The sequence below is a fragment of the Oribacterium sp. WCC10 genome (assembly GCF_900113415.1).
In the GTDB taxonomy this organism is placed as follows: domain Bacteria; phylum Bacillota; class Clostridia; order Lachnospirales; family Lachnospiraceae; genus Oribacterium.
In genome coordinates this window covers 163883-178390 of sequence record NZ_FOPH01000006.1, presented here as the reverse complement: position 1 = coordinate 178390, position 14508 = coordinate 163883, and the positions used below count along the sequence as shown (strand labels likewise).

General features: G+C 41.0%; 10 protein-coding genes. All 10 read right to left on the bottom strand.

All coding sequences use genetic code 11. The features are described 5' to 3' along the window. Positions 1–124 precede the first annotated feature (124 nt). On the bottom strand, positions 125–1204 hold the full coding sequence (locus tag BM294_RS06620; RefSeq protein WP_091205928.1) for a response regulator transcription factor: 1080 nt from the start codon (positions 1202–1204) through the stop codon (positions 125–127). 437 nt (positions 1205–1641) lie between these two features. After that, positions 1642–3204: a PspC-like choline-binding domain-containing protein gene (locus BM294_RS06615; RefSeq protein WP_091205926.1), complete on the bottom strand. Its 1563-nt coding sequence runs from the start codon at positions 3202–3204 to the stop codon at positions 1642–1644. Positions 3205–3305: 101 nt separating this feature from the next. Further along, positions 3306–3923 carry a Uma2 family endonuclease gene (locus BM294_RS06610; RefSeq protein WP_091205924.1) on the bottom strand — a complete coding sequence of 206 codons (618 nt, stop codon included), beginning with the start codon at positions 3921–3923 and terminating at the stop codon, positions 3306–3308. A 71-nt stretch (positions 3924–3994) separates the two neighbouring features. After that, positions 3995–4594 carry an ATP-binding cassette domain-containing protein gene (locus BM294_RS06605; protein WP_091205923.1) on the bottom strand — a complete coding sequence of 200 codons (600 nt, stop codon included), beginning with the start codon at positions 4592–4594 and terminating at the stop codon, positions 3995–3997. Positions 4595–4598: 4 nt separating this feature from the next. Then, positions 4599–5387 carry an ABC transporter permease gene (locus BM294_RS06600; protein WP_242944449.1) on the bottom strand — a complete coding sequence of 263 codons (789 nt, stop codon included), beginning with the start codon at positions 5385–5387 and terminating at the stop codon, positions 4599–4601. A 182-nt stretch (positions 5388–5569) separates the two neighbouring features. Then, positions 5570–6697 carry an ABC transporter substrate-binding protein gene (locus BM294_RS06595; protein WP_091205921.1) on the bottom strand — a complete coding sequence of 376 codons (1128 nt, stop codon included), beginning with the start codon at positions 6695–6697 and terminating at the stop codon, positions 5570–5572. Between the two features lie 385 nt (positions 6698–7082). Next, entirely contained in the window at positions 7083–8738 is a 1656-nt protein-coding gene (locus BM294_RS06590) for an ATP-binding protein (RefSeq protein ID WP_175494570.1), read from the bottom strand. Positions 8739–9252: 514 nt separating this feature from the next. Then, positions 9253–9882 carry a formate/nitrite transporter family protein gene (locus BM294_RS06585; protein WP_091205915.1) on the bottom strand — a complete coding sequence of 210 codons (630 nt, stop codon included), beginning with the start codon at positions 9880–9882 and terminating at the stop codon, positions 9253–9255. Between the two features lie 870 nt (positions 9883–10752). Next, positions 10753–12648, bottom strand: a complete 1896-nt coding sequence (locus tag BM294_RS06580; RefSeq protein WP_091205913.1) for a beta-glucoside-specific PTS transporter subunit IIABC — start codon at positions 12646–12648, stop codon at positions 10753–10755. A 243-nt stretch (positions 12649–12891) separates the two neighbouring features. Next, complete coding sequence (locus tag BM294_RS06575) at positions 12892–14337, bottom strand: 6-phospho-beta-glucosidase (protein ID WP_091205911.1); 1446 nt, start codon at positions 14335–14337, stop codon at positions 12892–12894. Between the last annotated feature and the right edge of the window lie 171 nt (positions 14338–14508).

Genomic DNA, 14508 nt, shown 5'->3' with positions numbered 1-14508 from the left:
TATTAAACGCCATTATTACAGCATATACTCGCTTATTATTGAAGCCGGCGTCAAATCCTGTATTTGTACTATTATTTTTGACATTCTGATCAGACCGACCATAAAAGTGTGTGTTGAAGAATCATCAGTTTTCGGTCAGTCGGTACCCATATCCCCAGACGGTTTTTACTTTCGCTGTAGATCCTGCCGTAGCCATTTTTTTCCTTAATCTCTTTACAAGATCGTCAGTCATCCTCACCCCATCCTTAAGTTCTGCATCCGGAAGATGCCATATTTCAGTGAGCAGTTCTGTTTTTGGCACTGCCGTCTCTTTACGGAGCATCAGATATTGTACGAATTCAAACTCCATCGGTGTGACCTGAAGGTCAATAATTTTTACACTATTATCGTGATCTTCTTTTGAATCCCTTCCTGATGATTCGCCATACGGGTCAATGTCAGGATCATTTTTCATACCTTCTTTAGCTGTTTTTAAAGTATATCCTTCATTGCCCCTTACATTGCTTCCTTTATCAAGTATATCTAAAATCTTTTTATTCTTTATCAGACTTTTTGCTTTTATTCCGATACTTTCTTTATCCACATTTTTGCCCTTTATATCTTCTGATAATTGTGTGTTTTTTGCATTTTGATCTACATATATCCTGTGAGCCTTTCTGTCCAGATACAGATTTCCACAATTATCAATGTTTCTTCCCACATTTTGTGAACTTCCGCCCCGATATATTTCATAAAACAAATCCTCTCCTATGGCCACTTTTATTTCCTCATCTGACATTTCTCCATCTTCCACTTTTTTCAGTCCGCTCATAAGCATTTCGGAGCGTCTCAAAAGTGCTTTAACTCTCGCCAACAGTTCCAGCGGAAGGAACGGCTTTGCCAGATAGTCATCACAGCCGATAGTCAGTCCTGTAACCTTATCAAGAGCTGTATCCCTCGCAGAAACAAGTATTATCGGCATCAGCCTTAGTGTAAGCTTCTCAGATCTTCTTATCTTGCCGCATGCCGAAAGACCGTCGGTCCCCGGCATCATTATGTCCATAAGAAGTAGATCAGGTGTCCTATCGCCATTTTCCATCGCCTCTATTGCATCATCGGCAGTGGCAAATGTTTCCACCATATATCCTTCACTTTCAAGATAAGTCTGCTCCATCTCTCTTATTGCCATTTCATCGTCCACCACGAAGATAAGTTTCTGTTCCATCAAAACTCCCGATTATTACTATCCCCAACATCTCATCCGCTTCGGTTTTTCACCATTTTTCCGAATTAATGTTTTCAATTTTTATTCACATTTTCAAGAATACGCAGGGGGGATAATTATTGCCCCTTATGTTTTGTAATTTGTCGTATTTACCATTTCTGCAGCAGCTGTCTCAAAATCTGATTCAAGGCCATACTGCCTTAATTTGCACAATTTATTTCAGCATTGTATCAGTTCCTTCTGAAACGAAGCTGAAGAACATATTCGAGTGGAGAAATACGCTCCTCTCGATTTCGTGTTAGTCGGCACGTGTGCTTTTGTACTAGTACAACGCACACGTGACAGCCTTATCACGAAAAAAATAAGGCTTCCGGCAAACTGCCGGGAGCCTTAAATCAGCGTGCAAATCAACTGAGTCTGATTCGCATCATATAAACTTAGTTATAAAGTGTGTACTCAGCTGAAATGTAATCCTCTGTGTTATAGGTTGTTGAGCTGTAAGTAAAGGTGTCATTTCCTGCCTTATACGCCGCAGCTGCCTTTGCAGCAAGGTCATCGGCTTCGATAAAGGCTACCTTTCCGCTGTGGATAGCATAATAGTTTTCATCAGCATCCTTTACATAACCGCTTGTTACAACAGAACCTGACTTGCTTACAAGTACGTATTCTCCTGTTGAACCGTACTCAACAAGCTCATAATATGTATCGCTTGAAGCCTTCTGAAGGATTCCGTATTTATAATACTTTGAGCTCTTGATTCCGTTATAAGCCTTACCATTTGAACCAAAGTAGAATGTGTATGTATCATCCTCAAGTTCAATAGATACGGTTCCGTCCTTCTTCATTGCACCACTGTTCTCGTCACCGAAATAGTAGAGGTTGAGATCGCCGCTTTCATCGCCGAGAGCATAGATATCCTCTGCTGTAACCGAATCCTCGTCAAGGTCCTCAACTATAGATGAACAGCTTGATATAGCGGATGCGTCAAGAACCAGAAGTCCACTCTGCATGATACCGTTATCATCAAAGAAGTACCACTTTGAATTTATCTTCTTGGACTGGCTTGTGACTACATAGCCTGATGCATTGGTATAGAACCAGCGATATGTTCCATCCTCATAATCGTCCTCATCCATTTCCTCGCTTGGAATTGCCTGTACCCACGAGTTCTTCTTGATAGAACCTGATGTGAGATCTGAATATCTGTAGGTTGTTGAATCACTTGATGATGTACTTGATGAAGTAGCCGTTGATGTAGTCCATCCTGATGTCATGACGCCGTTTGCATCAAATGTATATCTGTAGGAATTGATGATCTTTGTTGTATCTGTGAGCTTCTTTCCGTTTTCTGACTTAAAATAGAACCAGATTGAAGAATAGTCTTCATAGTCTTCATTGGCACTCTGAAGATCCTCTTCGTACTGATGCCAGCCTGTGACCATGGCACCGCTGTCCTTATCTCCAAAATACCACACAGCCTCGTAAACGCCCTCTACATCCTCTGTGACATCGATCATTTCTCCATTTTCATCAACGTATCCATAAAGCATCTGTCCGTCTTCATCGAACATGTACTTGTTGCTTCCGATTGTTACCGGACTTGAAGTATCTGTATAAGCCTTACCTGTTGAACGGAAGTAGTACCAGGCATATCCGTCGTAGTTGTCATCATCTGTGGTAACTGCCTTCCAGGCATTGGTAACCATGGCACCATCTGAACCTACATAGTAGTAATTATCTCCGTCTTCGATAAGAGTGTTCTTTGCCATAGTTCCGTCAGAACCAAGATAATAATACTTTCCGTCAGACGGCTTCCAGCAGTCTGTCACCGGATCTCCGCTGGAATCAAGATAATACCAGTCATCTCCATCCTGTGACCACCCTGATGCAAGTGCTGCAGTTGACATCATTGTAGCGATAGCTCCTGCCGCAAGCGCTACCTTTCCGATGGATACCGGTTTCCATCTCTTCGTAATCATGTTTCGTTTATTTCTAGTCATTTTAACCTCCTAATCACCCGTTCTTTCGGGAACGCTGATATATTAGCGGAGGTCATAAAGGCTAAACTAGATTATCCGTGTGGCAGAATTGTGGCAGCTGTTTACGAATTCTTTGCAGCCATCTTCTTCTCTTTCATCTTCTTTGTAAACTCTGCCAACTCAAAAAACTTCTTTACTTTTTCTTCTATTTCATTAAAGTCGATCCTAAATCCGGACATGATGCTGTCGGCCGGAACCACATCTTCAAATGTATATTTCTTAGGCAGCGTTATGGCGCCAAAGTCATACACCATTAGAGCTTTATGCTCAACATCTATGATCCAGTACTCCTTTACCCCCGCCTCATGATATTTCATAAGCTTAAGGTATAAATCTCTCTTTCTGTCGGACAGATCACTTCCCAAAAACTCGATAGTAACAGCGGGTGCACCTTCAACAAATTCACCTCCCGCAACTTGTGCCTCATTTCTGACAACGCAAATATCAGGCACAATGCAGGTTTTATCATCCTTATCGAGTCTCACCCCCACAAACATAAAGGGTCTGGCATATTCTTCTTTTCCCTCACAGGCCTGTCTTATCATCCCGTAAAGGTTCCGAAGATATACCCCGTATATCGGAAGATATGATTTCATGGTATAAATATTTCCATCTATGAGTTCTGTTCTGTCTTCTCTCTTCTGATTATCTTCGATTGTATATGGTCCAATTTCGTACATTTTTTAATGTTCTCCTTTTACTGTCAGTCTATGATCATCACTATTCGCGGGGTTATCGCCCCATTCCATACTCACTTTAATATCAGTTCTCTCATTGGTGGAAGTCCTTCCACATCATGGCTTGCCAATATCAACGGCCTCTTTCCTTTTCGGTCCATGATGTATCTTATGACTTTTTCTCTTGTTTCCGCATCAAGTCCCGTAAACGGCTCATCCATTATGAGGAGATCCGACGGCGGAAGAATTGCCCTGACTATTGCAACTCTCCTCTTCATGCCCCCTGAAAGCTCTCTTACAGGCTTATCAAGCGCCTCTTCCGGCAGCACTTCCAGAAGTTCAGCCCTTGCTCTCTGCCGCGAGACTGAAGCATTAACACAGGATACATTATCAACTGCAGACAAATGTTCAAGAAGCCTGTTCTCCTGAAACACCATGCCGGCTCTTAAGCCATATCCTCCATGAGCCGCTTCTCCCATAGTTATCTCAATATTTCCCTCATCCGGTCTCTCAAGTCCCGCAGCTATCCTGAGAAGCGTGGTTTTCCCTATTCCGGAAGGTCCACGAAGTAGAATATCTTTATTATCCGCATTCGTATCGATTTCAAACGATATATTTTTCAACACCTGATTTTTATCGTATATTTTCGTTATATCCTTGAAAAAGATAAGCATTCATTCATCCCCTTCCCAATGTCTTGTCCATTACTATCAGGACAGCTTTTTCCATGAGGAACGATACAAAAATGATTGAAATCGTCCACGCGAACAGCTCAGCCGTCTCCAGATATATCTTTGCCTGATAGAGTCCGTTACCCATGGAGCCCAAAGGCTGGCCTATAACCTCTGCGGCCACTCCGCTTTTCCATGCCATACCAAGTGCCATCTGAAGTCCGGTTCGAAGATAAGGGTAAACCGAAGGCATATATATGTACCTGATTCTTCTTAACGAAGGCATTCTGAACACCTCTGCCATCTCAAGGAGCTTAACATCTGTAGCCTTGAGTCCTCCCAGTGTATTGAGATACAAAACCGGCAGTACTACAAGCATGCTAATGTAAAAAGCCAGTATTTTATTACCGGCCCAAATGAGAAGAAGTATCACAAAGCTGGCCACAGGAACTGCCTTCAATACCAAAATGGCAGGTTCTAAAAAGTCTTCTATCATCTTCACCCTATATGAAGCCCACGCCAGTAAAATACCGAGTATTGACCCCAAAAAGAATCCACCGATGATTCTCATTAGCGAGAAAGCTATCGAGCTGCGATATTCCTCCGTTAAAAACATTTTTGACAGAGCCCCGACTGTTTCAACAGGTCCAACCAACAGCACTTTATTGTGTACTGTCACACTTATAAGCTGCCATACAAAAAGCCAGATAAGCACTATAAAAATGCTTTTATACTCTGCAGATTTAATCTTTTTCATAAAATCCGTCATTGTCTTCGCTCTTTCGTTTTTCAACATACATTTTTATATTTCCTGCACCATTCTATCAAAAAAGTGCTCAAGTAAGAACCTTTAGTTCTTACTCGAGCACTTTTATGTGCTTTATTTCAAAGCACGTAAACATCTATAAGTTTCCTTTACTTGAAATTTGCAATCTCAAAGCTAAGGCAGTATAAAATCGACTATCTTAAAATACATCTTCATTTAGCAAAATAGAAGTCATCTCCCGGAAGTGTTCCGCCTACTGACTTCGGGTTCTGATCAAAGAGAACCTTGAGATAACCGGAAAGGCTGCTCTTCATATCTTCTCCGGTTACAGCAACGATATTGCACTGTGGGATAGCCTTTACAGCCACCGGAGCCTTTGGAAGGATACCATACTTTGCAACAAGTTCAGCTGTTGCCTCAACATCTGATACAGCCTTTTCTGTACTTGCCTTGTGATCCTCAATAAATGCCTCAACCTTGTCCTTATTGGCTTCAAGATAATCATTTCTTACTACAGTAACACCTGTAAGAAGCTTCGAATCACTTGTCACAGCTTCCCACTCATCAGTAAGAGAGAATGCCACCTTAAGCTCCTGATTCTGTGCCATAGCAACAGTCACGAAAGGCTGAGGCAGAACTGCGATCTGTGAAGGGTCATTCTGAAGTATTGCAGCTATCTCAGTTGCCTCTGACTTGAACTCTACGTTACAGTCTGTAACTTCATTCTTCTCAAGAAGATAGTTGAGGGCATACTCAGGCGTTGCCCCCTGTCCTGTCGAAAGAACAGTCCTTCCGGAGAGATCCTTTACGCTCTTAACACTGTCATCTGCTGTCACGCAGTAAAGAACTCCTAACGTATTGATATCCACAACACTAACACCCTGATTTGTTTTGTTATATGCGATAGCTGCAAGGTTAGCCGGAATCAGCGCCACATCAATGTCACCTGAAACCAGCTTTCCAAGTATCACGTCAGGCTGTGTCTGCATCTCAAAAAGATAACCGCTCTTGTCACCACTCTCTACTTCATTCATGAGATTAACGAGACCCATAGTTGTAGGTCCCTTGAGAGAGCCGATCTTCATAGCATTCTCAGAATCATCACCGATCACCTCTGTTTCTGCCTGTGTCTCAGCCTCTGAGGATTCAGCCGCAGCACTTGTCTCCTCCTGCGCTGCTGTTGTCTCTTCAGCCACTATTGTTTCAGGAGCAGTGGTTTCAGCTTCTGTAGCAGCTTCTGTTGTTGCTGTAGCCGGCCCCTCCTTACTTCCGCATCCGACAAGTACGCTTCCGGCAAGTACTGCTGCAAGAACAGCACTCATCAACTTATTCTTTTTCATAAAGTCCTCCTAATCCATGCAACATCATGTTTTCATAAACTGTTGGTGCCACATGTAGATATTATTAAGATCCATATAGAATCTTATTCATGCTTTCATTAATGATTCCTAATACGAAATACAAGTACAATGATCGCATGTTTTCATTTAAACTTCATTATATTCAGTGTAACTTCCATTCGCAAGGCAAATAAACACAGGATCCGGATATGTTCGTACAAACATTCCAAAATCCTGTGTTTACTTTTGTAATGACCCTATATAAGTATCCCCTTCTTTATTGAACCTGATATCTGTCTATAAGAACCCCTTCTTCAATAGAGACATCCCCATCAGGTATAAATCATGCATTTTAGCAAAGCCTCAATGCATGCCCCATTTAAAATCAGAACTCCCTTTCCTCCTTGAGCGCTTCTATCGCATTGAGGTGCAGAATTCCGGTATGTTCCTGCTGCTTAGAATCAAGCGTAAGCATATACTTCGGATAGTTATCGCGAATACTGTCAAGTGCTGCATACTCAACCTGTTCTCTATACGGATCCGCGGTAGACAGCGCAAACTTTATATATCTGAAGTTTGTAAGTACTGTTTCACGTTCCTGAGAAGCCTCAACCTCAACGTTCTCTTCTATCGCATTATCAAAGATTTCATCTGCTACTTCTATAGTATCAACCGTAACTGTCGTTTCAACAGCAGTCCGGCTTTCAAGTCCTTCTGCCGCTTCAGTATTCTCAACCTCTTCGCGGGATTCAGTTTCGTCCTTTTTCTTCATTCTGGCATTGAGGTATTTTGCAAGCATATCAGACATAGCCTTTGATTTCTCCGCCGCCCTATCTGTCTTTTCCTCTTTCTTTGGAGGAATATTGATAGAGTTATGGGCAACAGCCTGTGCAACCACTTTATTGTCCTTTGCACTCTTTGTACTCCTCGACTTCTTTTCAGCAGTTCTTACGTCTGAATCCGGTTTTTCTTCGAGATCAACGCCAAGCTGATCGGCATCTATAATATCCGAAAGAACAAAATCACATTCACGCTTACCCACACGTCCTACAGCAACATTATACTCACGACTCTTCAGATACATATAGATGATATTCTTCATGATGAGACTGTAGTCTATCTTAGAATCTGTTTTCTTTGCAAAATAGAATCCCAGATCAGTAAGATAATATCTCTGCTCACCCTGAAGTTCCTTCTCGGTCTTGATATCGAAACGGTTACAACGATATACAAGTTTTGCCTTCTCAAGAAGTTCAAGATATCTCTCCAGCGTCTCTCGTTTCACAGGAATCCTTACATAATTTCTAAAGTAATCCGTAAGGCGTGTCATACTAATGCTTTCGCCGAAGGTATCTATGATATACTCCTGAACCTGTTTGAAATACACAACATGACGGATCTTTTCCATCTTTGCGATATCCTTCTTGAAGATCTCATCCAGTACAGACAGTACATACTTCTGCTTTTCTTGAGCGTTGTCGCACTGCAGTACCTTTGGAAGTCCGCCGTCATAAACATAACGAACAAACTCCAGCAAAGGATTCTCCTCCTTCTTCATGCTCATGAAATCCTTCATACCTTCATATTCCGCATATGACAATGGGAATATCTCAAAAACCTTGTAATGATCTTCAAATTTATCCTTGAAGGTATCACTCATGAGATATGAACTGGAGGCTGAAAGGAAAATAGAATACCTTCCTTCATTGTAAAGTGTCTCAATAAGTGTTTCAAAATCATCTATCATCTGTATCTCATCGATAAACAGATAAATAGTGCCTTCCTTTGACGGAACCATCTTTTCCTTGATGGCTATACGGAGTTTTTCAGCATTCTTGATGTTCTTGAACTCTTTTGTATCGAGATCAATATGGATCAGATTCACTGCAGCATTGCCCCTCCAGCGGAGCTCATTCATTATCATATCCATCATGCATGATTTGCCGCAGCCTCTGATACCGGTGAGAATCTTTATAAGCTCTTTATTCTGATAAAACTCACGTATTTTTTTCAGGTAATACTGTCTCTTGTAAAGTTTCATAGCTGTACTCCTCATCCTCCCTTGATTCATCAGCTGCTTTATGGGGTAATATTTTGCTGTTAATTTGAATTATAAACCTTCAAAGGTTACCCGTCTATATTTAGATTGCAACTTTTTAGTCTATTTTCATATATTTTTTATTTAACACGTTTTATTACTGTTAACTATTGCCTATATAGCAAAAGCCTAGGAATTTCGCGGAAAATTATGCCATATTTTTCCACCGTTTATATTGTATTTATTATCTATTTTAATCAACATCTAGTGGTCGCTATATGTATTAATATTCCCCTTTGTATTGCTATACGGTAAATCTTTTTAAAAACAGAGGATTTTTAAGTAAATTTAAAGAGGGTAAAAAGCAAATACTTTTTGCTTTTTCCCTCTTACTTTTTCATTTCTTTTTCTTTACTTTTTGTTTTCTTTGCTGTTTTTGTCAAATACTAATAACGTCAAAGGCGTAGTATACCAAAGTTCTTCTATATTAATATAGATCTGCTTCAGCATCCCTTCCCTATTCCTTCTTTTCGCTGATCCGGTCTCTCACAAACGGAACAAACACGCCGCCAACAGCATTTCCGAAAGTGATCACCAAAAGTCTCAACAATGCCTCAGTGCTCCACATTTCTGCAGCAGAGAAATAAAACATGTCTGCAACACAGTGTTCAAAGCCGCAAAGGATAAACACTATAACTCCGAAGAAAAGAGAAAGATACTTTCCAAGCTCATATGGAATATTCTTGTATCCGTCAACCGCAATGAATATAAGTATATTGCAAAAGATCCCCAATACAAAAAGACTGATATAACTATCATCAAGTTTGATTCCACACAGTGCCTGAGCCTTCCCGGAAATATTGCCTCCCGCTCTGGTCATAAGCATAAGTTTAGCTACAGCAAAGGTTCCGACCAGATTTCCGCCCCAGATAACAGGAATACTCAGATTATAGGTCTTATCATTCTGAAAAACATAGCAAACCTTACCTGTAAAAAGATGAAATCCCATTGAGCAGATAACAAACAGCCCCAAAGTAAAGAAAAACGAACCTGTCAGTTTGTCATCCACCGATAAAAAAACAACACCGCCTATTCCGATGCACAGTCCGGCAAGTATTGCCGATACAAAAGTTTTTAGATATTTCATAATACACTCCAATAGAAATAGTCAGACTGATATAACCCGGGCAGATAAAAATCAGCCAATAAAATAAACAGCTTCATACATAACCGCAATCATCAGACAATAAAAATCTCATTTACCGGATTAAGTCTTTAGCGCGCCTAGAGTAGCATATGACATTAATTCATGCCATATATTTAACAAAGTGTTTCTAAAAATGTTCATTATAGAAGTTTTTATCTCAACAGTATTCTTTTCGATAGTCATAACTTTTAGTCCGGTTACATCTCACCACATCTATGATGGCCACTCCCATAACCGCCCCTATGAACACATTTGCTGATTAACAGATATATTTTAGGTTTTATAGATTTTTTATAAACGGTGTTTAATAAGTTACAGTTTATTCACATTATGTTTATAATTATTTTATACTTTATTTCCGACTACAGCTATATGTATTTCCAAATTTATATTCTACTCTACATCCCTTTTTCCTTTATATTTCCTATGTATTTTAACATCTCTTTTTCATGTTATCTATTCATGCATTATTTAGTTTTTATTTCTTCACTTATACCCTTTTCATTTATTTCTTGCTTTAACAGGCATAATTTGTGATCAGAATAGTGTATTAATTCTTTCTTTATATAAAGCAATGACTTTCATCACGAATTTTAATTCCTTTATTCCAGTCCGGAGAACGCACTTAACACAATTCATTTTCATCTTTACTAATCTTTAAACATAAAAAACGGCAACCGTATGTTATTTTTCAATACGATCGCCGTTATGTCTTGATTTGTGAAGGATACTCTATACCAATTTATACCCGTTCATTTAAATGTTCTTTATTCGCCCGACGTTAATAATCTCTAAATTAACCCTCGAAAATCAGGCGCCAATCTTTTGACCCTTTGTTACATCTCCTGATGCTTCGAACGTTATTTCGTCTCCGTCTTCTGTCTCAGTAATTACTGTAAATGTCTGCATTGAGTAGCCGGCCTTCTTAACAGCTTCATCATCAACTTCTACTATTGGCTCTCCTGCTTTTACAGTCTCTCCCTGCTTCTTCAGAGTCTTAAATCCCTGACCCTTGAGTTCCACTGTATTGATTCCGATATGAACAAGGATTCCTCTTCCGTTATTGGTTCTGACAGCGAAGGCGTGTCCTGTCTCATATACCATCTCGAGTGTACCGTTTGCAGGGCTTACAATAATTCCGTTTACAGGATCCACTCCAATGGTCTTTCCCATTGTTTCCTCCTTGAACATATCGTCAAGTATTTCATCCTTTGAGAGAATCTTGCCATCTGCCACGGAAACGATATCTTTATCTCCGCACTTTGCAGTTATTACCTCTGTATTTGTTTCAGTTGTAACCCCAGCGCCGGTCTCTTCAGCATCGAGTTTACCCTGTTTAGCATATATTCCAAAAAGGACAAATGTCGCAATAAATGATACAACTATCGCAACTCCGGTTCCGATACATGCATTAACAAAGTTTGTCATGCCTTCACCACCGATATAACCCGGAAGCACCAGAAGTCCCGGTGAGCCTGCAGCATAACGACCTGTTTTCATGATACCCATGTAAAGTCCGCCTGTAAAACCACCGATCATCGCACCGATCAAAGGATAAACAAACTTAAGATTTATACCGTAAAGCACAGGCTCTGTGATACCGAGCACACCTGTCAGACCTGCAGAAGCCGCAAGTTCCTTTGTCTGCTTGTTCTTAGAGCGAACCGCAACCGCAAAGCCTGCTGCACCCTGTGCTACATTTGATGCAAGCATTCCCGGACCTACGACTGTATCAAAACCTGCTGTTGCAAGATTATTAACTCCAATAGGAATAAGTCCATAGTGTGTACCTGTCATTACAAGAAGTGGTGAAAGTGTTCCTACAAGTGTAGGTACAGCCCAGCTTGCAGTTGAATCAAGCCACTTGAAGAATGCTGCAAGGATATTTCCAACCCATGTTCCTATAGGTCCGAGAACAGCAAGAGTCACGATACCGGATACAACCAGCGAAACCATAGGAACCGAGAAGAACTTGATAGCCTTGGGTGATACCTTGTTCATGTATTTCTCAACATAAGACATGAACCAGACTCCAAGAATGATAGGAATAACAGATGAGCTGTAGCTTGCCAATGTAATAGGAATTCCAAACATCGCAATACCTGTTCCGGCAGCCTTTGCCTCAGTCACCATGGTGATAAAAGACGGATAGATAAGGATGCCGCCCAAAGCCATGGCGATAAACTGGTTACACTTAAATCTCTTGGCCGCACTGGATGCAAGAAGCACCGGAAGAAAATAGAATGGTGCATCTGCAAAAGCGCTAAGCAGTGAATATGTCTGTGTTGTCTTATCTAGTAAATTCAATGTAACAAGAAGTGCCATAACAGCCTTGATAAGACCGCCTGCAGTAATTGGCGGGATAATAGGCTGGAATATACTTGCTATAAATTCAAGAAGTGCGCTCAACTTATTCTGCTCTTTCTTTGGCTCATCATCCGGAACCTGTGCCATAGCCTCAAAACCGCCAAGGTCAACAACCTCCTGATATACCTGTGCAACATCAGGTCCGATAACAACCTGATACTGTCCCCCGGCATTGATAACAGAAAGAACACCAGATGTCTTCTTAAGTACATCTGTCTTTGCCTTCGCCTCATCCTTTAAGCGAAAGCGGAGCCTTGTTGCACAGTGTACAACCTGATTAACATTTTCCTTGCCGCCGATATTCTCAATGATCGTAGCGGCGAGATCTCTGTAGTTCATATATATCTCCCCTTTTGTATTATTGTCCGTATTGATAACGGCTTGATTTTTATATATCTTTTATTTCATTGTATGCCGATAATCTCGAGGTCTCTATCGGTTTCAATTTTTACCGGCTTTATGTCTGATTATTTCTTTAACCGTCAAATCTCTCTACCCCATCAACCAGCCCAAAGATCCTTAGATCCTGATCGATCATTTCCTTCCGTTAGAATCTATTAAGCTTTTAAAGGAGTTCATTTTTCACGAAAGATCGGTTCCGTTTGACTCGATTACTTTTTTATACCAGTAAAAGCTGTCTTTACGGTATCTCTTGAGCGTTCCGTTTCCATCATTATCCTTATCAACATAAATCATTCCGTAACGCTTCTTCATCTCTCCCGTAGATGCCGACACAATGTCTATACACCCCCATGAAGTATAACCAAGAACCGGAATTCCGTCTTCATTGACAGCATCTCTCATTGCCTCAATATGCTGACGCATATAGTCGATTCTGTATGGATCGTGTACAGTCCCGTCATCTTCAAGCTTATCTGTTGCTCCAAGTCCGTTTTCAACAATGAACAGTGGCTTCTGATAACGGTCATAAAGTGTATTTATGGTCACTCTGAGGCCCAAAGGATCGATCTGCCAGCCCCACTCGGTACTTTTAAGGTATGGATTGACTACAGCTTTGAATACCGCATTTCCGGGTCTTTGATGTTTCTCGAACACCTCAGGATCAGCTGTTGTACATCTGGATGCATAATAGCTAAAGGATATATAGTCTACTGTTCCCTCACGAAGAACTTCCCGGTCCTCCTCATGCCAGTCAATTTTTACCCCGGCTTTTTCCATTCTTTTCCATGCCCATACAGGATATGCGCCTCTTGCCTGGACATCGATAAAGAAATAATTATCTCTGTCCTTTTCAAGGCCATCCCAAATATCCTCAGGATTCGGCGAATAGGGGTAAAACTGTCCTGCAGCAAGCATACATCCTATCCTGGAATCGGGTATTATTTCATGTGCAAGCTTCACTGCTCTGGCACTAGCCAGGAGTTCATGATGTGCAGCATTGTACATTACATTCTGTCTGTCTTCTCCCTCGTTAAATACGATTCCGGCACCCATGAAGGACATATGGAGAAGCATATTTATCTCATTAAATGTAATCCAGTATTTAACAAGGTCTTTGTATCTTCTGAAGATAGCATCACAGTATTTGACGTAGGCATCTATCATTCTTCTGTCGCGCCATCCGCCGTACTTTTCTATAAGAGCTATCGGAGTGTCGAAATGGTCAATAGTTACCAAAGGTTCTATACTGTATTTTTTGCAGAGTTTAAATATTTCCTCATAAAATGCGAGTCCCGCCTCGTTTGGCGTATCATCATCTCCATTCGGAAGTATCCTGGTCCAGGCAATGGACATCCTATAACACTTGAAACCCATCTCCGCAAAAAGTCGGATATCCTCCTCATAATGATGATACATATCAATGGCCTCATGTGCAGGATAACTAAATCCTTCCTCACAGGAAAGCATCTTACGTTCTCCCCTTGCCACCTTCATTCTTTCCGGTCCGAAAGGAACCACATCCACGCTGGACAGGCCTCTCCCGTCAAGATCAAAACCGCCTTCACACTGATTGGCTGCGGTCGCGCCTCCCCAGAGAAATCCCTCAGGGAACCCTTTAACTGTCATACTTATTTCTTCCCTTCATTCTGTTGTTTCACACAATACCCCATTACCCCCGACAGAACACCCGTAATATCTCGTATATTTCATTTCTGTTTTCACCAACAGGGTAATGTTCACTCTTGCTTTTTCAAAAATTCAGCATTTTCAAAGCAAAGCTCTTATGTGATAATGCCG

Bases quoted from the DNA above. Each gene is read 5' to 3' on its own strand.
- BM294_RS06620 (WP_091205928.1), bottom strand. From the start codon at position 1,204: ATGGAACAGAAACTTATCTTCGTGGTGGACGATGAAATGGCAATAAGA.
- BM294_RS06615 (WP_091205926.1), bottom strand. From the start codon at position 3,204: ATGACTAGAAATAAACGAAACATGATTACGAAGAGATGGAAACCGGTA.
- BM294_RS06600 (WP_242944449.1), bottom strand. From the start codon at position 5,387: ATGTTGAAAAACGAAAGAGCGAAGACAATGACGGATTTTATGAAAAAG.
- BM294_RS06610 (WP_091205924.1), bottom strand. From the start codon at position 3,923: ATGTACGAAATTGGACCATATACAATCGAAGATAATCAGAAGAGAGAA.
- BM294_RS06595 (WP_091205921.1), bottom strand. From the start codon at position 6,697: ATGAAAAAGAATAAGTTGATGAGTGCTGTTCTTGCAGCAGTACTTGCC.
- BM294_RS06585 (WP_091205915.1), bottom strand. From the start codon at position 9,882: ATGAAATATCTAAAAACTTTTGTATCGGCAATACTTGCCGGACTGTGC.
- BM294_RS06590 (WP_175494570.1), bottom strand. From the start codon at position 8,738: ATGAAACTTTACAAGAGACAGTATTACCTGAAAAAAATACGTGAGTTT.
- BM294_RS06575 (WP_091205911.1), bottom strand. From the start codon at position 14,337: ATGACAGTTAAAGGGTTCCCTGAGGGATTTCTCTGGGGAGGCGCGACC.
- BM294_RS06580 (WP_091205913.1), bottom strand. From the start codon at position 12,648: ATGAACTACAGAGATCTCGCCGCTACGATCATTGAGAATATCGGCGGC.
- BM294_RS06605 (WP_091205923.1), bottom strand. From the start codon at position 4,594: ATGCTTATCTTTTTCAAGGATATAACGAAAATATACGATAAAAATCAG.